This window comes from Pseudarthrobacter sp. TAF60_1 (genome assembly GCF_052113505.1).
Lineage (GTDB): Bacteria > Actinomycetota > Actinomycetes > Actinomycetales > Micrococcaceae > Arthrobacter.
Window position 1 is genome coordinate 59773 of the sequence record NZ_JBFRDI010000001.1, and the last position, 19640, is coordinate 79412.

At 62.1% G+C, this 19640-nt stretch carries 23 protein-coding genes; 1 reads left to right on the forward strand and 22 read right to left on the reverse strand.

All coding sequences use genetic code 11. The features are described 5' to 3' along the window. The 16 genes from rplF to rpsJ form a co-directional block, all read right to left on the reverse strand. The gene (rplF, locus tag AB4Y73_RS00310) at positions 1-537 is read right to left on the reverse strand and encodes a 50S ribosomal protein L6 (protein WP_056344361.1); all 537 of its coding nucleotides are present in this window, start codon (positions 535-537) and stop codon (positions 1-3) included. An 18-nt stretch (positions 538-555) separates the two neighbouring features. Then, positions 556-954 (reverse strand): 30S ribosomal protein S8, encoded by a 399-nt coding sequence (gene rpsH, locus AB4Y73_RS00315; protein ID WP_018773673.1) that lies wholly within the window; start codon positions 952-954, stop codon positions 556-558. Positions 955-1046: 92 nt separating this feature from the next. Next, positions 1047-1628 (reverse strand): 50S ribosomal protein L5, encoded by a 582-nt coding sequence (rplE, locus tag AB4Y73_RS00320; protein ID WP_190987319.1) that lies wholly within the window; start codon positions 1626-1628, stop codon positions 1047-1049. Next, positions 1628-1987, reverse strand: coding sequence for a 50S ribosomal protein L24 (gene rplX, locus AB4Y73_RS00325; RefSeq protein WP_024366125.1), 360 nt, complete (start codon positions 1985-1987; stop codon positions 1628-1630). Before rplX ends, rplE begins: the two co-directional genes overlap by 1 nt. 3 nt (positions 1988-1990) lie before the next feature. After that, positions 1991-2359, reverse strand: a complete 369-nt coding sequence (gene rplN / locus AB4Y73_RS00330) for a 50S ribosomal protein L14 (RefSeq protein ID WP_024366126.1) — start codon at positions 2357-2359, stop codon at positions 1991-1993. Positions 2360-2965: 606 nt separating this feature from the next. Further along, positions 2966-3274, reverse strand: coding sequence for a 30S ribosomal protein S17 (gene rpsQ / locus AB4Y73_RS00335; RefSeq protein WP_190987320.1), 309 nt, complete (start codon positions 3272-3274; stop codon positions 2966-2968). Further along, complete coding sequence (gene rpmC / locus AB4Y73_RS00340) at positions 3271-3600, reverse strand: 50S ribosomal protein L29 (protein ID WP_066293285.1); 330 nt, start codon at positions 3598-3600, stop codon at positions 3271-3273. The genes rpsQ and rpmC overlap by 4 nt, the downstream gene beginning before the upstream one ends. Before the next feature lie 2 nt (positions 3601-3602). Beyond that, a complete protein-coding gene (gene rplP / locus AB4Y73_RS00345) occupies positions 3603-4019 on the reverse strand; it encodes a 50S ribosomal protein L16 (RefSeq protein WP_190987321.1) in 417 nt (138 codons plus the stop codon). After that, positions 4020-4853: a 30S ribosomal protein S3 gene (gene rpsC, locus AB4Y73_RS00350; protein ID WP_441867114.1), complete on the reverse strand. Its 834-nt coding sequence runs from the start codon at positions 4851-4853 to the stop codon at positions 4020-4022. It lies immediately after the preceding gene. After that, complete coding sequence (gene rplV / locus AB4Y73_RS00355) at positions 4854-5219, reverse strand: 50S ribosomal protein L22 (RefSeq protein ID WP_003803798.1); 366 nt, start codon at positions 5217-5219, stop codon at positions 4854-4856. It lies immediately after the preceding gene. A gap of 38 nt (positions 5220-5257) precedes the next feature. After that, on the reverse strand, positions 5258-5539 hold the full coding sequence (gene rpsS / locus AB4Y73_RS00360; RefSeq protein WP_011692805.1) for a 30S ribosomal protein S19: 282 nt from the start codon (positions 5537-5539) through the stop codon (positions 5258-5260). Between the two features lie 12 nt (positions 5540-5551). Further along, positions 5552-6391, reverse strand: coding sequence for a 50S ribosomal protein L2 (gene rplB / locus AB4Y73_RS00365; protein WP_164205891.1), 840 nt, complete (start codon positions 6389-6391; stop codon positions 5552-5554). 29 nt (positions 6392-6420) lie between these two features. Further along, positions 6421-6726 (reverse strand): 50S ribosomal protein L23, encoded by a 306-nt coding sequence (gene rplW / locus AB4Y73_RS00370; protein WP_090950936.1) that lies wholly within the window; start codon positions 6724-6726, stop codon positions 6421-6423. Continuing rightward, a complete protein-coding gene (gene rplD, locus AB4Y73_RS00375) occupies positions 6723-7346 on the reverse strand; it encodes a 50S ribosomal protein L4 (protein ID WP_190987323.1) in 624 nt (207 codons plus the stop codon). Before rplD ends, rplW begins: the two co-directional genes overlap by 4 nt. 4 nt (positions 7347-7350) lie before the next feature. Further along, positions 7351-8001, reverse strand: coding sequence for a 50S ribosomal protein L3 (gene rplC, locus AB4Y73_RS00380; protein WP_108599010.1), 651 nt, complete (start codon positions 7999-8001; stop codon positions 7351-7353). 17 nt (positions 8002-8018) lie between these two features. Beyond that, a complete protein-coding gene (gene rpsJ, locus AB4Y73_RS00385; protein WP_038464699.1) occupies positions 8019-8327 on the reverse strand; it encodes a 30S ribosomal protein S10 in 309 nt (102 codons plus the stop codon). A gap of 456 nt (positions 8328-8783) precedes the next feature. Between rpsJ and AB4Y73_RS00390 the strand changes: the two genes are divergently transcribed. Continuing rightward, positions 8784-10220 (forward strand): GH1 family beta-glucosidase, encoded by a 1437-nt coding sequence (locus tag AB4Y73_RS00390; protein ID WP_441867122.1) that lies wholly within the window; start codon positions 8784-8786, stop codon positions 10218-10220. A gap of 9 nt (positions 10221-10229) precedes the next feature. Here the strand turns inward: AB4Y73_RS00390 and AB4Y73_RS00395 are convergent, their stop codons facing one another. From AB4Y73_RS00395 to rpsL, 6 genes are all read right to left on the reverse strand, one after another. Next, positions 10230-10355, reverse strand: coding sequence for a hypothetical protein (locus AB4Y73_RS00395; protein ID WP_441867125.1), 126 nt, complete (start codon positions 10353-10355; stop codon positions 10230-10232). A 38-nt stretch (positions 10356-10393) separates the two neighbouring features. Beyond that, positions 10394-14857: a hypothetical protein gene (locus tag AB4Y73_RS00400; RefSeq protein ID WP_441867128.1), complete on the reverse strand. Its 4464-nt coding sequence runs from the start codon at positions 14855-14857 to the stop codon at positions 10394-10396. 154 nt (positions 14858-15011) lie between these two features. Next, entirely contained in the window at positions 15012-16202 is a 1191-nt protein-coding gene (gene tuf / locus AB4Y73_RS00405) for an elongation factor Tu (protein ID WP_441867131.1), read from the reverse strand. Positions 16203-16466: 264 nt separating this feature from the next. Next, complete coding sequence (gene fusA, locus AB4Y73_RS00410; RefSeq protein WP_441867134.1) at positions 16467-18581, reverse strand: elongation factor G; 2115 nt, start codon at positions 18579-18581, stop codon at positions 16467-16469. 69 nt (positions 18582-18650) lie between these two features. Further along, positions 18651-19121: a 30S ribosomal protein S7 gene (gene rpsG, locus AB4Y73_RS00415; RefSeq protein WP_011692813.1), complete on the reverse strand. Its 471-nt coding sequence runs from the start codon at positions 19119-19121 to the stop codon at positions 18651-18653. Between the two features lies 1 nt (position 19122). Then, positions 19123-19497 carry a 30S ribosomal protein S12 gene (gene rpsL / locus AB4Y73_RS00420; protein WP_011692814.1) on the reverse strand — a complete coding sequence of 125 codons (375 nt, stop codon included), beginning with the start codon at positions 19495-19497 and terminating at the stop codon, positions 19123-19125. Positions 19498-19640: the final 143 nt, after the last annotated feature.

Here is a 19640-nt window from a genome sequence, read left to right on the forward strand (position 1 = left end):
TTACTTACCAGCCTTTCCGACCTTGCGGCGGATGACTTCGCCTGCGTAGCGGATGCCCTTGCCCTTGTAGGGGTCCGGCTTCCGCAGCTTGCGAATGTTGGCAGCAACCTCGCCGACCTGCTGCTTGTTGATACCTGAAACAGAGAGCTTGGTCGGGGTCTCAACTGCAAAGGTGATGCCGTCCGGTGCGGTGACATTTACCGGGTGGCTGTAGCCGAGAGCGAACTCAAGGTCAGATCCCTTGGCCTGAACGCGGTAACCAGTACCAACGATTTCAAGCTTCTTCTCATAGCCCTTGGTAACGCCCTCGATCATGTTGGAGATCAGGGTGCGGGTCAGGCCGTGGAGTGAACGGGAGGCGCGCTCGTCGTTCGGGCGGGCGACAGTCAGGGTCTCTGCTTCCAGGGAAACCTCGATCGGGCTGGCCACAGTGTGGTTCAGCTCGCCTTTGGCACCCTTGACGCTGACGACAGAGCCGTCAACCTTGACCTCAACGCCGGCGGGAACGGTGATGGGGAGACGTCCAATACGTGACATTATTCTCTTCCTTTCCCGTTACCAGACGTAGGCGAGGACTTCGCCGCCCACGCCCTTCTTGCCGGCTTGCTTATCAGTCAAGAGGCCGGAAGAGGTGGACAGGATTGCGACACCCAGGCCACCGAGCACGTGCGGGAGGTTGGTGGACTTTGCGTAAACACGCAGGCCCGGCTTGGAAATACGACGAACACCAGCGATTGAACGCTCGCGGTTCGGACCGAACTTGAGCTCGAGGGTCAGCTTCTTGCCAACCTCAGCGTCTTCTTCTTTCCAGGAGGCGATGTAACCTTCGGCCTTCAGGATGTCGGCAACGCGTGCCTTGAGCTTGCTGTACGGCATGGTCACGGAATCGTGGTATGCCGAGTTTGCATTGCGCAGACGCGTAAGCATGTCTGCGACAGGATCTGTCATTGTCATGGTGGGCTCGTGCCCTTCCTCATAACGGTTTCCTCGGTCCGGCCCCTGCAGGAACTGCAGGGCTGCACCGAAGGACCTGTTACGTAGTTAGATTAGTCTTCGGCCTTGAACGGGAAACCAAGCGCCTTCAGCAGCGCGCGGCCTTCGTCATCGGTCTTGGCAGTGGTGACAACCGTGATGTCCATGCCGCGGGTGCGGTCGATGGAATCCTGGTCGATTTCGTGGAACATAACCTGCTCGGTCAGACCGAAGGTGTAGTTGCCGTTGCCGTCGAACTGCTTGCCACTGAGGCCGCGGAAGTCGCGGATACGGGGCAGAGCCAGCGTGACCAGACGATCCAGGAATTCCCACATGCGGTCTCCACGCAGAGTTGCGTGTGCGCCGATGGGCATGCCTTCGCGCAGCTTGAACTGAGCGATCGACTTGCGGGCCTTGGTTACCTGCGGCTTCTGGCCGGTGATCAGGGTCAGATCGCGGACAGCGCCGTCGATCAGCTTGGAGTCCTTAGCGGCATCTCCAACACCCATGTTCACAACGACCTTCACCAGACGGGGAACCTGGTTGACGTTGGTGTACTTGAATTCCTCAACGAGCGTGCTCTTGATGGAATCGGCGTACTTGGTCTTCAGACGAGGAACGATCTTCGCTGCCGGAGTCTCGAGAGTCTCAGTCATTAGATGTCCTTCCCGGAGCTCTTGGCCACGCGTACACGCACTTCGCGCTTCACGCCATCGCGCTCCACGGTCTCGGTGCGGAAACCGACACGGGTGGGCTTCTTGGTGGACGGGTCAACCAGAGCCACGTTGGAGATGTGGATCGAAGCTTCGACGACCTCGATGCCACCGGTCTTGGTGCCGCGCTGCGACTGACCGACCTTGGTGTGCTTGGTTACGCGGTTAATGCCTTCAACCAACACGCGGTTGGTCTCGGGGAATACGCGCAGAACCTTGCCCTGCTTACCCTTGTCGCCGCCGCGCTCAGCCTTGGCGCCAGTGATGACCTGAACGAGGTCACCCTTTTTGATCTTAGCCATGGACTAGAGCACCTCCGGAGCCAGAGAAACGATCTTCATGAACTTCTTGTCACGGAGTTCACGACCAACCGGTCCGAAGATACGGGTACCGCGGGGGTCACCGTCAGCCTTCAGGATCACAGCTGCGTTCTCGTCAAACTTGATGTAGGAACCATCCGCACGGCGGCGTTCCTTCTTGGTACGGACGATGACTGCCTTAACAACATCGCCCTTCTTTACGTTGCCGCCCGGAATTGCGTCCTTGACGGTAGCGACGATGACGTCGCCAATGCCTGCGTAGCGACGGCCAGATCCACCGAGAACGCGAATGGTAAGGATTTCCTTAGCACCCGTGTTGTCGGCGACCTTGAGTCGCGACTCCTGCTGAATCACTATTTACTCCTTGCGTCGCGCCGGTTCTCAGGCCGTGATCTTGCTACGGAATGAGCCTTGCGGAACGGTTGATCGGGGTGTCTCTTGACCTGCCTGGATTTTGCCAGGCCAGGCCTAAACTCCCGTGCCAAAAACATTTGCTTCCCAGGCGGCTTCAGACAGGTCCGAAGCGCTAGGGGGCACTATGCCGTGGCACGATTGTTTACGAGGTTGATGTCGGCACACGAACGGCGCCATACAAACTCAAAATCTTAGCACAGTTTGGGCCAACTCCCATATCACACCCCGGCAGTCCCTGCCCACTCCCTGCCGCCGTCGGACGCTCCCGCGGGGTCCCAGCCCGCCGCCGTCGGACGCTCTCTCACTTAATGGGCCTTCTCGAGCAGCGCTCTCTCACTTTCTTCAGGAAAGTGAGAGAGCGACCGTTAAAAAACCGCATTAAGTGAGAGAGCGTGTCCAGGCGAGGCGGACGACGGCGGCACGCACGGTACGCCATCGGCCCAACTTGGGCGACAATCCCGTCGTCCCCGGCAAAACGAGGAAACCCCCGCTCCCAGAAGGGAACGAGGGTTTCCGGTGCAGGACCTGCAAGCAGGCTGCGGGGTGTTACTTGGCCTTTTCGAGGATCTCGACCAGGCGCCACCGCTTAGTAGCGGACAGCGGCCGGGTCTCGGCGAGGAGAACGAGGTCGCCGATGCCGGCGCTGTTCTCTTCGTCGTGAGCCTTGATCTTGGTGTTGCGGCGGATGACCTTGCCGTAAAGGGCGTGCTTCACGCGGTCCTCAACCTGGACAACGATGGTCTTTTCCATCTTGTCCGAGACCACGTAGCCGCGCTTCGTCTTACGGTCACCGCGCTCGGCAGCAGTAGCTGCCGCGGAAACAGTTTCCGTCACGTTCTCGTCCTTTTCAGTCACTTGGCATCCTCCTCGGTCTCAACCGTTTCAGCCTTTTCGGCCTTCTTGGTTGCTGCCTTCTTGGACTTCTTTTCTTCCTTGGCTTCCACAACGGGTGCGGCAACCTCGGCACGAATGCCCAGCTCGCGCTCACGGAGAACGGTGTAGATGCGTGCGATGTCCTTCTTTACCGCGCGCAGACGACCGTGGTTCTCCAACTGACCGGTGGCGGACTGGAAACGCAGGTTGAACAGCTCTTCCTTAGCCTTACGGAGTTCTTCAACGAGGCGCTCATTGTCGAACGTGTCCAGCTGTGCGGATGCAAGTTCCTTGGATCCTACTGCCATTTCTATTCACCACCTTCGCGACGCAAAATGCGTGCCTTCAACGGGAGCTTGTGGATTGCCAGGCGCAGGGCCTCGCGAGCTACCGATTCTTCGACGCCGGAGATCTCAAAGAGAACCCGTCCCGGCTTGACGTTAGCGACCCACCACTCCGGTGAACCCTTACCGGAACCCATGCGGGTTTCGGCAGGCTTCTTCGTGATCGGACGGTCCGGGTAAATGTTGATCCAGACCTTGCCGCCACGCTTGATGTGGCGGGTCATCGCGATACGGGCAGACTCGATCTGACGGTTGGTTACGTATGCCGGGCTCAGGGCCTGGATGCCGTACTCACCGAAGGAGACCTTGGTGCCGCCCGTAGCAGCGCCGGAACGACCCGGGTGGTGCTGCTTACGGTGCTTGACTCGACGTGGGATAAGCATTTAAGCCTGTCCTCCTTCTACTGCAGCGGGTGCAGCCTCAACTGCCGGGGCAGCGGCGGCCGGAGCTGCCTCTGCTGCCGGACGGTCGGTACGACGACGGCGGTCACCACGGTCGGCGCCACCCGGGCGGCCCGGGCGATCGCTGGGGCCGCGGCCGCGGGACGGAGCAGCAGCTGCCTGCTGAGCCAGTTCCTTGGCGGTGACGTCACCCTTGTAGATCCAGACCTTCACGCCGATGCGGCCGAAGGTGGTCTTGGCCTCGTAGAAGCCGTAGTCGATGTTCGCACGGAGGGTGTGCAGGGGCACACGGCCTTCGCGGTAGAACTCCGAGCGGGACATTTCAGCGCCGCCCAGTCGACCGGAGCAAGCGATACGGATGCCCTTGGCACCTGCACGCTGTGCGGACTGCATGGCCTTCTTCATCGCACGGCGGAAAGCCACGCGGGAAGTCAGCTGCTCAGCAACGCCCTGGGCAACAAGCTGTGCTTCCATCTCGGGGTTCTTGACCTCGAGGATGTTCAGCTGGACCTGCTTGCCCGTGAGCTTCTCAAGCTCGCCGCGGATGCGGTCTGCTTCAGCGCCGCGGCGGCCGATGACGATGCCGGGACGCGCCGTGTGGATATCCACGCGGACACGGTCACGGGTGCGCTCGATTTCAACCTTGGCGATGCCGGCGCGCTCCATGCCCGTGGACATGAGCTGGCGGATACGGATGTCTTCGCGAACGAAGTCCTTGTACCGCTGTCCGGCCTTGGTGCTGTCAGCAAACCAGTGCGATACGTGATCGGTGGTGATGCCGAGTCGGAACCCGTGCGGGTTAACTTTCTGTCCCACTTAGCGAGCCTCCTCTTTCTCCGGGGTAGCGACTACCACGGTGATGTGGCTCGTGCGCTTCTTGATCTGAAATGCACGACCCTGGGCGCGCGGCTGGAACCGCTTCATGGTCGGGCCTTCATCAACAAACGCTTCGCTGATGATGAGGTCACCTTCGTCAAACGCCACGCCGTCGCGGTCCGCGAGGACCCGGGCGTTGGAGATTGCCGACTGAACTACCTTGAATACCGGCTCTGAAGCTGCCTGGGGGGCAAACTTCAGAATTGCCAGAGCCTCATTCGCTTGCTTACCACGAACAAGGTTGACGACGCGCCGGGCCTTCATAGGCGTTACGCGGATGTGACGCGCAATTGCCTTGGCTTCCATTGCTTTCCTTCTCTCGTCTTTGACGTAAGTGCAGGCGCCTAGCGGCGCTTGCCCTTACGGTCGTCCTTGACATGGCCGCGGAATGTCCGCGTGGGAGCGAATTCGCCGAGCTTGTGCCCGACCATCGACTCAGTGACAAACACCGGAATGTGCTTGCGTCCGTCGTGTACGGCGATCGTGTGCCCGAGCATGTCGGGGATGATCATCGAACGGCGGGACCAGGTCTTAATGACGTTCTTGGTGCCCTTTTCGTTTTCCCTGTCCACCTTCACAAAGAGGTGCTGGTCAACGAAAGGACCTTTTTTCAGGCTGCGTGGCATGTGTCCAGGCTCCTATCGCTTGTTCTTGCCAGTACGACGACGACGCACAATAAGCTTGTCGCTCTCTTTGTTCGGGCGGCGGGTGCGGCCCTCACGCTTACCGTTCGGGTTGACGGGGTGACGTCCACCGGACGTCTTACCCTCGCCACCACCGTGCGGGTGGTCAACCGGGTTCATGGCGACACCACGGACGGTCGGGCGAACGCCCTTCCACCGCATACGGCCGGCCTTGCCCCAGTTGATGTTCGACTGCTCGGCGTTGCCGACCTCACCGATGGTTGCGCGGCAGCGCACATCAACGTTGCGGATTTCACCGGAAGGCAGACGCAGCTGGGCGAAGCGGCCTTCCTTGGCAACAAGCTGGATCGATGCGCCGGCGGAGCGGCCCATCTTGGCGCCACCACCCGGGCGCAGTTCAACTGCGTGGATGACAGTACCCACCGGGATGTTGAGCAGGGGCAGGTTGTTACCGGGCTTAATGTCAGCACCGGCACCTGCCTCAACGACGTCACCCTGGGAGAGCTTGTTGGGGGCGATGATGTAACGCTTGGTGCCATCAACGTAGTGCAGGAGGGCGATGCGAGCCGTGCGGTTCGGATCGTACTCGATTTCGGCAACGCGGGCGTTGACGCCGTCCTTGTCGTGGCGACGGAAGTCGATCAGACGGTACTGGCGCTTGTGGCCACCACCCTTGTGACGGGTCGTGATCTTACCGGTGTTGTTACGGCCGCCCTTTTTGGGCAGCGGACGTACCAACGACTTTTCCGGCGTCGACCGCGTGATTTCGGTGAAGTCCGCTACGCTCGAGCCACGACGGCCCGGTGTAGTCGGCTTGTATTTACGGATTCCCATAATTTATTTCCTCGTTAAAGTGGTCTCCGCTACGAGAGCGGACCGCCGAAGATGTCGATGGTGCCTTCTTTGAGGCTCACAATTGCGCGCTTGGTGCTCTTGCGGGTACCCCATCCGAATTTGGTGCGCTTGCGCTTACCGGCACGGTTGATGGTGTTGATCGATTCGACCTTGACGGAGAAAATCTTCTCCACGGCCAGCTTGATCTCGGTCTTGTTCGAGCGGGGGTCCACCAGGAAGGTGTACTTGCCCTCATCGATCAGGCCGTAGCTTTTTTCCGATACGACGGGTGCAAGCACGACGTCGCGCGGGTCTTTGATGGTGGCTGCACTCACTTGGCATCCTCCTCGTTCTTTGCCACTGCCTTGTCAGCAACGAATGCTTCGTAGGCAGCCTTGGTGAAGACAACGTCGTCAGAGACGAGTACGTCGTAGGTGTTCAGCTGGTCTGCGTACAGAACGTGAACACCGGCGAGGTTGCGCACGGAAAGTGCTGCAACATCGTTGGCGCGCTCGATGACAACCAGCAGGTTCTTGCGCTCGGAAACTCCGCGCAGCGTTGCCAGTGCGGTCTTGACGGACGGCTTGGTGCCCTCCACCAGTTCAGCAACAACGTGGATGCGACCGTTGCGTGCCCGGTCAGACAGTGCGCCGCGCAGTGCAGCAGCAATCATCTTCTTGGGGGTGCGCTGGCTGTAGTCACGCGGTGTGGGACCGTGGACAACGCCACCACCGGTCATGTGAGGAGCACGGATTGAACCCTGACGGGCGCGGCCGGTGCCCTTCTGCTTGAACGGTTTGCGACCTGCACCGGAAACCTCGGCGCGGGTCTTGGTCTTGTGGGTACCCTGGCGAGCAGCAGCGAGCTGGGCAACGACGACCTGGTGCAACAGCGGCACGTTGGTCTGAACGTCGAAGATCTCTGCAGGCAGGTCAACCTTGACAGTGCTAGTCATTGAACTAGGCTCCCTTCACGGCGGTGCGTACGAGTACGACCTGGCCGCGGGCGCCGGGGACGGCACCCTTGATCAGGAGCAGCGACTTCTCGACGTCAACTGCGTGAACCGTGAGGTTCAGCGTGGTGTGACGAACGGCGCCCATGCGGCCGGCCATTTTCATGCCCTTGAAGACGCGGCTCGGGGTGGATGCGCCACCGATTGAACCGGGCTTACGGTGGTTCTTGTGGGCACCGTGGGAAGCTCCAACGCCGTGGAAGCCGTGACGCTTCATAACGCCGGCGAAGCCCTTACCCTTGGTGGTGCCGATAACGTCGATCTTCTGGCCGGCTTCGAAGAGCTCAACAGAAAGCTCCTGGCCCAGCTCGTAAGTGTCAGCATCTGCAGTGCGCAGTTCGACGACGTGGCGGCGAGGCGTGACGCCTGCCTTTTCAAAGTGACCAGCCAGCGGCTTGGTGACCTTGCGGGGATCGATCTGGCCGTAGCCGATCTGTACAGCGACGTAGCCATCAGTGTCTGCGTTGCGCAGCTGGGTGATGACGTTCGAATCTGCCTGGACCACAGTGACGGGGATGAGCTTGTTGTTCTCGTCCCAGACCTGGGTCATGCCGAGCTTCGTGCCCAGCAGGCCCTTTACGTTACGGGTTGCGGTCATAGTCTCTCAGCACCTCCCTACAGCTTGATTTCGATGTTCACGTCGGCCGGCAGGTCGAGGCGCATAAGCGAGTCAACAGCCTTCGGCGTGGGATCGATGATGTCGATAAGACGCTTGTGCGTGCGCATTTCAAAGTGCTCGCGGCTGTCCTTGTACTTGTGCGGAGAGCGGATTACGCAGTAGATGTTCTTCTCCGTAGGCAGCGGCACGGGGCCAACTACCGTTGCGCCTGCGCGCGTGACCGTCTCAACGATCTTCCGTGCTGAAACGTCAATGACCTCGTGGTCGTATGACTTCAGCCGGATGCGGATTTTTTGTCCCGCCATGTCGCCTGACTCTCTTTCAGTTAGTGCTGCTCTGAGTAGGGCTGCTCTGTTCACTATTCGTGTTGCATGTGGCTGCCGAAGCATTTGAAGTCTGAACTACCACCCGCCGCACAAGCTGAATCCGGATGAATCCGGGTTCCTCAACCTGCCGACGTAACCGACCCCCGCGGTCGGGCGTGTCGCGCTTAGCACGCATACAAATCCGCAGTTCCATGGGGAGTGGGTTATGTTTGGTCTTCCACTTGGACCCTGACACCCGGCATTATCCGGATCGGGACACGAAGAAGCGCTTGAACAACTCATCTAGTATGCCGGATATTATCCGGAGAAGCGAATCTGCCTCCTCCTCCCCCAACTGGGTAGCAGTAGGTGTCGTTGTGAGGGGCCATAACGACAGTTACTGCTACCTAGTTGGGAATCATTGCCTTCATCAACATCCGAATGGATGATGGGGGAATGACGGTCGAAAATGACGTTTCCGTTCAGGATCTGGCAGGCCGCCTGCCACGCACCTTCACCCTGGGAGTCGCTGCCGCCGCTTTCCAGATCGAGGGCGGCCTGGCCGCCGGCGGCCGGGGCCCCTCCGGCTGGGATGCCTTCGTGGAAAAGCCGGGCGCCATCTGGGACGGGCACTCGCCTGCGGTGGCCTGCGACCATTACAACCGCTGGGCTGAAGATGTAAGGCTCATGCGCGAACTCGGCGTCGACTCCTACCGCTTTTCCATTTCCTGGCCGCGGATCCAGCCGGACGGCCGCGGCGCTTTCAACGAGCAGGGACTGGATTTCTACGACCGCCTGATCGATCAGCTCCTTGAAGCGGGCATCTCCCCCATGGCCACGTTGTACCACTGGGATACGCCGCTGCCCCTGGAGCATGGCGGGGGCTGGATGAACCGGGTCACTGCCGAACGGTTCGCTGAGTACGCGGCGGCGGCCGGCAGGCGTTTTGGCGACCGGGTGGACCAATGGGTCACGCTGAACGAGCCGGCCTCGGTGGTGCTGAATGGTTATGCCCTGGGCACCCACGCGCCGGGACGTTACCTTCTCTTCGACGCCTTTCCCGCCGTGCACCACCAGCTGCTGGCTCACGGCCTGGCCACCCAGGCACTACGGGCGGAGGGCGTCCGGGGTGGGATAGGGGTGACTAACCTGCACTCCCCCGTCCGGCCAGCCTCCGGAAGAATCACCGACCGGGCCGCAGCCAAAGTGTTCGACCTGATGCTGAACCGGATCTACGCCGATCCGATCCTTTTGGGCCGCTACCCGTTCTCGCTGAGGCTCGCGAAGCCATGGCTGCGTTCGCTGCCCAGGATTTCCGACGCCGATCTCCGCACCATCCATCAGCCGGTGGACTTCTACGGCGTGAACTACTACCAGCCCGTGAAGGTGGCGGCCGGGCAGGGCACCGGGGATGATCTGACAGTGCCGGCAGAGGCGATGATCAGGATTCCCGCCCATCAGGTGCCGTTCGAGGAGTACGAGACAACGGGTTTCGGTTGGCCGGTAGCTCCGGACCACCTGGGGATCCTGCTGCGTGAACTCAAAGACCGCTACCAGGATGCCCTGCCGCCGATTTACATCACAGAAAGCGGGGCCAGCTTCCCTGAGCCCGAGCACGTCACTGGCCCCGTGCCAGACCAGCAACGGATCGATTACATCGCGGGACATCTGCAGCATGCCATGGAGGCAACAGCACCCGGTGGCATCGCTGACGATGTAGAACTGCGCGGCTATTACGTCTGGACGCTGATGGACAACTTTGAATGGGCTGCCGGATATTCGCAGCGCTTCGGCCTGGTGCACGTGGATTTCGAAACCCTGGAGCGCACACCGAAGGAATCGTTCTACTGGTACCGGGCCCTCAGCCGAGCCCGGAAACCGTTGGCCGGCTGAGCGCCCGGGTTACAGGTTCTTGTTGGCGCGGTTGATGCGCTTGGCGCGGTCGATCTCGTTGCGGAAATACTTCTTGGCCCAGAACACTCCGCCGACCACGGCAACAGCGATGACCAGAAAAATCAAGAATTCCATGGTGCACTCCTCTCGCTCTTAGCAACAGTATCAGTGCCCTAGGCACGCTTCTTTGTCACCGCTGGGCTGTCGCCCGCCGCCCCAGGCAGATCTCCGTCACTGCCCGGACGGGGGCCGAACGGCTGTCCACTTGCACCGCCGGCCCAGGAGTCGGCCACCGGGCCTTGCCTGGCTTCGGGGCCCTCCAACGGCCCCACCGTCGGCCCGGCTAGCGGCCCGGAGCCCGGCCCAGCGTGGGGTGCCCCGCCGGCCGTCCCACGGTTCAGGCGCCAGACGGCAAAGGCGATAAGACCCACGGCAATCACCGCCAGGAGCAGGAACGTGTAATGTCTCATCGCCCACAGAAGGCAGGCTGCCACGCCGGCCGCACCCCACCAGACATACAGCCGTTCGCCCGCAATAAGGCCAACGACCAGCAGCAGCGCCAGCAGCACGAGCACCCACAACTGTTGCGCGCCGGTGCCGCCGAACACGACACCCAGACCACCAAGTGACAACAGCCCGGCTGCAGCACCCACCAGGAACCGTCCCGCCTGCTGATGGCCGGAGATGTAGCGCCACCCGCCGAGGACAGCGCCCAGGACTACGTACCATTGAGCCACCCAGAACGGATCCGGATAACCGCCAAGCTCCCGGCCATTGAGTCTGTCCGGTCCGTCCAAGGCAAAGATGGCGGCGCGCTGGACCGCGGCAGTGAGCACCAGGGCGCCCACCTCCAGGACAATCCGCCGCGCCTTTGCAGGCGCCTCCCGGTATGCGATTCCTACGGCGGCGGCCAGGATGGCTGCGGCCGTCCACGAGGTGGCATCGTGCTTGGTTCCGGCCATGGCCACAACGACCAGCCCGAGGAAGGCGCCTCCCGCAAGGGTCCAGCGACGCACCGGGTCGCCTCCCGGGCGGCCCGGGTTCAATGTGCCGGAGTTCGGTTTGTCCGCTGTGCCAGTGGTCAATCCTTCGACGGTCAACGTACCAGCGTTCCATGTGCCGGCGTTGAATGCGTCGGCGCGAATCAGCCGCCCAGCATAGAGGGACGCCGAAGCCGAGCCCGCGCCTACCAGCCAAGGCAAGAAGCTGCCCCACGCGCCGGCGCCATCCGGGAAGGCCGCCTCTGCCAGTGCAACGGCACCCCAGTGGGTTGCCAATGCCGCCGGCGGGTACAGCAGCGCCTGGTTTTCGACGTGCGAAGCTGCAAACAACACCACGGCAAGAACCAGAACGGCAGCAGCCGTCACCCAGTCTGCCGCCAACGGCGAGACGAGCAGGCCCGCGCCGGCGAAGGAGCCCGCGGTCACCAGCCAGAGCCAATGCTCGATATCTCCAGCGTCCACGTTCCGCCTTCGCTGCAGGACTCCGGCGACAACCGCAAGCAACGCTACAGATAGCAGCACCACAGCGGTCCCGGCGTGGCTCAGCACCTCGGAAACCAAGAACGTCCCGCCGAAAGTGACCAGCGGTCCCAGCGCGAGAACGCCGAACAGTGCAGCGTACACAGCGAAGTAGAGGGCACCCCGGGCAGTGAACAGTTTGCGGGCCACGGCTGCCGATACCAGGAGCAGAAGCAGCTCGAACAGCACTACCCAGCGGCCACCGTCGTCATCCGGTGCCCGAAGTGCGGCGGTCCGCTGACCCGCCATGTACACGAGCGGCAGGATCGCCTGTCCCGTCAACGTGATCCACACCGCGGCCTGCTGGAACGGGACTTCGGCCAGCCGTGCGCGCATCGTCCACCGGAGCACGTGCTGGGCAGCGAGTACGAGGGCAAATGTCACCGAGACCGCGGTGGCTGAAGCCGTGATGTCGTAGCTCAGTACCAACGCCAGCCCGGCGGTCAGGATCCGGGCTGCGACGAAATACCAACCTTTCCGGATACGCCGCGGCTCGGCGACCACCATCAGGGTGGCGTAGACGGCGAAAATGCCCAGGATCAGCTCGAGGGCGAGGAGGGTGCCGTGGCTGAAGGCCACGAGCGAGCCGAACGCGAACGGGGCCAACCAGACGGCACCTCCCTGACGGCGGAGGAAGTAACCTGACGCCGCGGCGCCCAAGGCCGCCAGTACCGTAGCGGAAGTGTGCTGCCATCCTGCGGAATCAGCCTGCGCCAGAAGGGCGGTGGCCACCAGCTGAAGGAGGATTACTGCGGCCGCGTCTGCGGCAACTCCGCGGGGAGTACGACGGCGTGCTGCCGCTACCAGCGGCAGCGCAAGCTGGAGTGCCAGTACCGTCACGAGGACCGTGGCCGGGCGCACGCCCTCATTCGCGATGACAACGGGGCCAGCGTCCCGTTGGAACTGGTCAAAGGCCGTCAGGGCTAAGACCGTTGCTGCTGCCCGGGCGAACCACCAGTAAGCCCACCGGTGCTGGCGCAGCGGCAGGCGCATCGCCGTGATCACCAGGTAGGCCACCACCAGGAGCAGCGCCACGTTTCCGGCAGCCTGCGACACCGACTGGAAAGCCACGGCAACTGCCATCACGGAGAGTGCAAGCGGCCCGGCCTCCCACGCGGTGCCGTACCAGTCCTTCTCCGTGGCAGGCCGCGGAAGCGTCAGGGCCCCAACGCCGAACGCCGCGAGCAGTTGGACCATCAGGGCGACGGCTGTGAGTGTGTGGTCCTGTGAGGCTTCGATGAACGGCAACCCGATCAGGACGAGGGCTGCTGCGGAGCCGAATGCACCGAGTGTCCTCTGCGGGGCAAAAGCGGCCACCCCGGAACGCTGCAGGGCGGCCGTGAGGAGTTGCTGGCACACCAGTGCTACTAAAAGTGCGAAAGCCGAGGCTTCGTCCCGCTCTGGCTCATGCCCGATCACGGCCGCAACAGTCACGGGTACGGCCAGTGTGAGGGCGGCCCGGACTCCCAGCACATGGCGTCCACGGGCTGGTTCTGCCGAGAAGGCTCCGCGGGCAGCCCAATAACCGGCGCCCAGAAGCAGCATCACGGCCAGGGGCCACGCGCCCATGGGTCCACTTAGCAGCCCCGCCACGGCAAGGGCAGCTACGGGCGCCCACTCGGTGCGCCCACGCCATCTGGCAGCCAGCACCATGCCGGCAACGAGTGAGCATGCCACCGGAATCCACAGCGGCACTGCCAGCTCCCTGTCCGCCAGGCTCTTGCTCACAAATCCCTGGACAAAGCTGGCGACCTCCTGGGCAACCCCAAATGCCACCGTGGCCGCCAGCTGCAGCCCAAAGGTGACTACGGCATCGGCCTGCCAGCGGGCAACGGCAGCGCTGCGCGAAGCCTCGGCGGGAGGACCTTGGGAAGCTCGCTGGGGTGCCCCGGCACTCCGGCCGGAAAGCTTCGTCCCGGCAAATACTGCCGCCAGCCGGGCGGACAACACTGCCAGGCCAAGCGTCTGGGCGGCGAGCAGGACGCTGGCCACCAGCAGGGCGTCGCTCCCCCGGCCGGTCAAGTCCCAAATGGCGACGGCTGCCGCCACGGTGAGGGCAGCCCGGGCGGCGTAGAAGTTGCGGAGCCGCCACGGCCCGGGGACAACAGACATCAACGCAAAGTAGGCGCCGCACAGAGCAAGGATGAGCGCGTATTCGGACTTCTCCAGGTACAGCGGGACGCAAGTGGCAGCGGCGGCAACTGCCGGGACCAGATAGGGGTGCAGGACCATGAGAGGCCTGATATAAACGGGCGGCAGCCAGCCGGGCCGTGCCAGGGCAAGGGCCGTCAGCACTGCGGCCACACCTATCAGCGACGCGAAATACCAGACCAGGGCGCCGCCCAGGACAGAGACTCCAGAGAACGCCGAAGAGGTGAGAAAGGTCAGCGAAAGGTAGACCAGCACCCGGCTCTCAAGCCGGACTGCCGCCGCGACGTAGGCAAGCGTCCCTACTAACGACGTCAACAGCCAGGCCGTGGGACCGTTCGGCAGGGCAAAGTTGTACAGCGCCAGGCCCGTCACGGGAACAAGGGCAAGGCCGGTGCCAGTAAAAGCGACGGCAGCCGGCCGGAGCCGCGGCACTCGTGCATGGAGTACAAAGCCCGAAGCGTAGAACAGCGCCGTGACGCTGACGACGCCGGCGAACCGCATCGTTGGCGGAAGGCTGGTGCCGATAAACAATGCCGCGGCAGCCACGAGAAGAAGGCTGGCGACATACAGCGTGATGTTAATGTTCTGGCGGTCACGCTTTTCGCGCCGGGCCTGCCGCTCGGCTGGAGTCTCCGGGTAGTTCCGGAAGGCTGCGGCTGGGGACTGCGGCGGCAGCGGCGGTGGGCCCGGCGCCGGCGCAGCGGGCGGCACTATCGATGCGGCCGGCGAAGGAGACGCCGGCACCAACGAAACGGGGACATCGGTGGCGGGAACCGAAGGCGGCGCGGACACACCGCCGCGTGCCGCCGTCGTGCGTTCCCCGGGAATCGGCCCGGTGGGAGGAGTGCCTGTCAACCGGCCAAGCGCCGCACCTGGCTCGCCTTGCGCCGAGAGTTTGGCCATGGCGTCGATCCATCCCTGGAGGTGCCCGGCGCGGTAGCCCGCCTCATATGATTCGTCCCTCACGGTAATACCTCCAGCGCAGACCAGCCCGCACAATTAATCCAGTGACTGGATTAACGATAGCAAACAACAGCCCCGCCGCGTAGATACGCAGCGGGGCTGTTGATAAGTCTCAGCGGACCGTCAAGCGGCCCGCCAACACTAGGTCAGCAAGTTGTTACTTGATGATCTTGGTAACGCGTCCTGAACCAACGGTGCGGCCGCCTTCGCGGATAGCGAAGCCGAGGCCCTCTTCCATGGCGATGGGCTGGATGAGCGCAACGGTCATCTCAGTGTTGTCGCCAGGCATAACCATTTCCGTGCCCTCGGGCAGGGTGATAACGCCGGTTACGTCCGTGGTGCGGAAGTAGAACTGCGGGCGGTAGTTCGAGTAGAACGGGTTGTGACGTCCGCCTTCATCCTTGGAAAGGATGTAGACGTTGGCCTCGAAGTCGGTGTGCGGGGTGATGGAACCCGGCTTGACGACAACCTGGCCACGCTCTACGTCATCACGCTTCAGACCGCGGAGCAGGAGGCCACAGTTCTCGCCGGCCCATGCTTCGTCGAGCTGCTTGTGGAACATCTCGATACCGGTAACCGTGGTCTTCTGGACCGGGCGGATGCCGACGATCTCGACCTCGGAGTTGATGGCAAGGGTTCCACGCTCGGCGCGGCCCGTAACAACGGTGCCACGGCCGGTGATCGTGAAGACGTCTTCGATCGGCATCAGGAAGGGCTTGTCGCGGTCGCGGATGGGGTCCGGAACAGAATTGTCCACGGCCTCCATGAGCTCTTCAACGGACTTGACCCACTCCGGGTCGCCTTCCAGAGCCTTGAGGCCGGAAACGCGGACAACCGGTGCTTCGTCGCCATCGAAGCCCTGCGAGCTCAGGAGCTCACGAACTTCCATTTCAACGAGGTCCAGCAGTTCCTCATCGTCAACCATGTCGGCCTTGTTCAGCGCGACCAGCAGGTAGGGAACGCCAACCTGGCGGGCGAGCAGAACGTGCTCGCGGGTCTGTGCCATCGGGCCGTCAGTGGCGGCAACCACCAGGATTGCACCGTCCATCTGTGCAGCACCGGTGATCATGTTCTTGATGTAGTCAGCGTGACCCGGAGCGTCTACGTGTGCGTAGTGGCGCTTCTCGGTCTGGTACTCAACGTGGGAGATGTTGATGGTAATGCCGCGCTGACGCTCTTCGGGAGCAGAGTCAATGGACGCGAAGTCACGCTTCTCGTTGAGAGTCGGGTACTTGTCGTACAGCACCTTGGAAATGGCGGCCGTCAACGTCGTCTTACCGTGGTCAACGTGACCAATGGTGCCGATGTTAACGTGCGGCTTAGTCCGCTCGAACTTTGCCTTTGCCACAGGTTCCTCCTAGAACGTTTTCAAATGACTTACCCTTCAACCGCGCTTATCGCGGCAGAAACTCAGGTAAGTCTACTTGGGGGGCTTTGGATTGGTGAAATTGCAGATTCAGGAACTAATACTAGTGCCTAGAGCCTGTTCGTGCAGATGGCCGCAACCCGGCTGGACCGGACTGCATCTGACCGTGTTCCGGCCACCTGCACCAGGCGTGCTTCCGTCAACCGGAAACGCACCCGAGTTTGTCGCTGTGAAAAGTCCGAAGGACTATTCGCCGCGGGTCTTCTGGATGATCTCGTCGGCAACTGCCTTCGGGACCTCGGCGTAGCTGTTGAACGTCATGGAGTACACAGCGCGGCCCTGGGTCTTCGAACGCAGGTCACCGATGTAGCCGAACATGCCGGACAGCGGGACGTGCGCACGGATGACCTTGACACCCTGTGCATCTTCCATGGACTGCATCTGGCCACGGCGTGAGTTGATGTCGCCGATAACTTCACCCATGTATTCCTCAGGGGTGCGGACTTCGACATCCATCAGCGGTTCAAGCAGGACAGGGTTCGCCTTGCGTGCGGCTTCCTTGAAAGCCATACGGCCGGCGATCTTGAACGCCATTTCCGAGGAGTCAACATCGTGGTAAGCGCCGTCAATCAGCGTTGCCTTGATGCCCACAACCGGGTAACCGGCCAGGACGCCGTCGTTGAGCGCATCCTGGATACCTGCATCCACAGACGGGATGTACTCGCGAGGAACGCGGCCACCAGTGACCTTGTTCTCAAACGCGTACAGCTCGCCGTCGGCAGTGTCCATCGGCTCGATCGCGATCTGGATCTTTGCGAACTGACCCGAACCACCGGTCTGCTTCTTGTGCGTGTAGTCGTGACGCTCTACAGCACGCTTGATGGTTTCGCGGTAAGCAACCTGCGGCTTGCCCACGTTTGCCTCGACCTTGAATTCGCGGCGCATGCGGTCCACCAGGATGTCCAGGTGGAGCTCGCCCATGCCGGCGATGATGGTCTGGCCGGTGTCTTCGTTGAGGGAGACCTGGAAGGTCGGGTCCTCAGCGGAGAGCTTCTGGATGGCCGTGGAGAGCTTCTCCTGGTCACCCTTGGTGTTCGGCTCGATGGCAACAGAGATCACGGGCTCCGGGAAGCTCATGGACTCGAGGACGATCTGGTTGGCGGAGTCGCACAGGGTGTCGCCCGTGGTGGTGTCCTTCAGCCCGATCGCTGCGTAGATGTGGCCGGCGGTAGCGCCCTCGACGGGCATTTCCTTGTTGGCGTGCATCTGGAACAGCTTGCCGATGCGCTCTTTCTTGCCCTTGGTGGAGTTGACCACCTGGGCGCCTGCTTCCACGTGACCGGAGTACACGCGGATGAAGGTGAGCTGGCCGAAGAACGGGTGCGCAGCAATCTTGAACGCCAGAGCCGAGAACGGCTCCTCGGAAGACGGCTTGCGGGTCAGTTCCTTCTCTTCGTCGCGGGGATCGTGACCGATCATCGGGGGGACGTCGAGCGGGTTCGGCAGGTAGTCGATGACAGCATCGAGCATCGGCTGAACGCCACGGTTCTTGAACGCGGAGCCACAGAAGACCGGGTAGAGCTCAGAGTTGATGGTCATCTTGCGGATGCCGGCCTTGAGCTCGTCGACGGAAATCTCTTCGCCTTCGAGGTACTTCTCCATGAGCTCTTCGGAGGACTCTGCAACGGCCTCAACGAGGTGTGCGCGGTACTCTTCAGCCTTTTCCTTGAGGTCAGCCGGGATCTCCTGGATCTCGTACTTGGCACCCATGGTGACGTCACCCTTGGAGTCGCCGGGCCAGACCAGTGCACGCATGTACAGCAGGTCCACGACGCCGATGAAGTCGTTCTCGGAACCGATGGGCAGCTGCATAACCAAAGGCTTGGCGCCGAGGCGGCTGATGATGGTGTCTACCGTGAAGTAGAAGTCAGCACCGAGCTTGTCCATCTTGTTGACGAAGCAAATGCGCGGAACGTTGTACTTGTCAGCCTGGCGCCAAACGGTCTCAGACTGCGGCTCAACGCCTTCCTTGCCATCAAAAACGGCGACAGCGCCGTCGAGGACGCGCAGTGAGCGCTCAACCTCAACGGTGAAGTCAACGTGGCCCGGGGTGTCGATGATGTTGATCTGGTTGTTTTCCCAGAAGCAGGTCACGGCGGCAGACGTGATGGTGATGCCGCGTTCCTTTTCCTGTTCCATCCAGTCAGTGGTCGAAGCGCCGTCGTGCGTTTCGCCAATCTTGTGGTTCACACCCGTGTAAAACAGGATGCGCTCGGTGGTGGTGGTCTTGCCAGCATCAATGTGGGCCATGATGCCGATATTGCGGACCTTACTAAGGTCGGTAAGCACGTCCTGTGCCACGGTGTCTCCCTTTCGGATGGACTGCACGTTCGCCGCCGGCTCAGGTGAGCCGGCGGCGTCCGGGAAGTATTACCAGCGGTAGTGTGCGAAGGCCTTGTTGGACTCGGCCATCTTGTGGGTGTCTTCGCGACGCTTCACAGCGGCACCGAGACCGTTGGAGGCATCCAGGATTTCGTTCTGGAGGCGCTCGGTCATGGTCTTCTCGCGGCGGGCCTTGGAGTAGCCAACCAGCCAACGCAGGGCGAGGGCGGTGGAGCGACCCGGCTTGACCTCAACCGGAACCTGGTAGGTGGCGCCACCAACGCGGCGTGAACGGACCTCGAGGGAAGGCTTGACGTTCTCCATGGCCTTCTTGAGGGCTGCTACGGGGTCGCCGCCGGACTTGGCGCGGGCGCCTTCGAGGGCACCGTAAACGATGCGCTCTGCGGTGGACTTCTTGCCGTCAACCAGCACCTTGTTGATCAGCTGCGTGACCAGCGGGGAGCCGTAAACGGGATCTAGTACGAGCGGCCGCTTCGGGGCCGGACCCTTGCGAGGCATATTACTTCTTCTCCATCTTTGCGCCGTAACGGCTGCGTGCCTGCTTACGGTTCTTAACACCCTGGGTATCGAGGGCGCCACGGACGATCTTGTAGCGGACACCGGGGAGGTCCTTAACACGACCACCGCGAACGAGCACAATGGAGTGCTCCTGCAGGTTGTGGCCTACACCGGGGATGTAAGCGGTAACTTCAACGCCACCGTTGAGGCGCACACGTGCGACCTTACGCAGAGCCGAGTTCGGCTTCTTGGGGGTGGTGGTGTAAACGCGGGTGCAAACACCGCGGCGCATCGGGCTGCCGTTCAGGGCAGGAGCCTTGGTCTTTTTGACCTTCGGCGTGCGGCCCTTGCGGACCAGCTGGTTAATCGTAGGCACTCTCGTGTTCTCCGTTGGTTTGATCTCTACCGGCACATTCGGGCGTCAGCCTTCGTTGCATCGGTTTTGGCGTTGTCCCTGCAGCCTCGGTGTCTCAAATCTCGCCTAGGCGTGCAAAAGAGTGGCATTCGTTGCGCACCTAG